Source organism: Streptomyces sp. WAC04114 (assembly GCF_019733245.1).
GTDB lineage: Bacteria > Actinomycetota > Actinomycetes > Streptomycetales > Streptomycetaceae > Streptomyces > Streptomyces massasporeus_A.
The window spans coordinates 1-293 of the sequence record NZ_JAIGQA010000436.1 but is presented as its reverse complement, the minus strand read 5'-3'; the positions used below and the strand labels follow the sequence as shown (position 1 = coordinate 293).

Sequence of the window (293 nt, the reverse complement as noted above, 5' to 3'; positions counted from 1 at the left end):
GGCTGCTGCTGTCGGGGACCGCCGGGACGATGTGGGTGTTCATCCTGGGCCGGGCCGTGCAGGGGTTCGGCGGCGGGCTGGTGATCGTCGCGCTGTACGTCGTGGTCGGTCGGGCCTATCCGGAGCGGTTGCGGCCCGCCATCATGGCCGCGTTCGCCGCGAGCTGGGTGCTCCCGTCGATCGTCGGCCCGCTCGCCGCCGGCACGGTGACCGAGCAGTTGGGGTGGCGATGGGTGTTCGTGGGGATACCCGTGCTCGTCGTCTTCCCGCTCGCGCTCGCGCTGCCGCAGATA

Annotated in this window: 1 protein-coding gene; it reads left to right on the top strand. The window is 72.0% G+C overall.

Annotated elements, in window-relative coordinates:
• A partial coding sequence (locus K4G64_RS39650; protein WP_221760668.1) for an MFS transporter occupies positions 1–293 on the top strand: 293 nt, incomplete at both ends.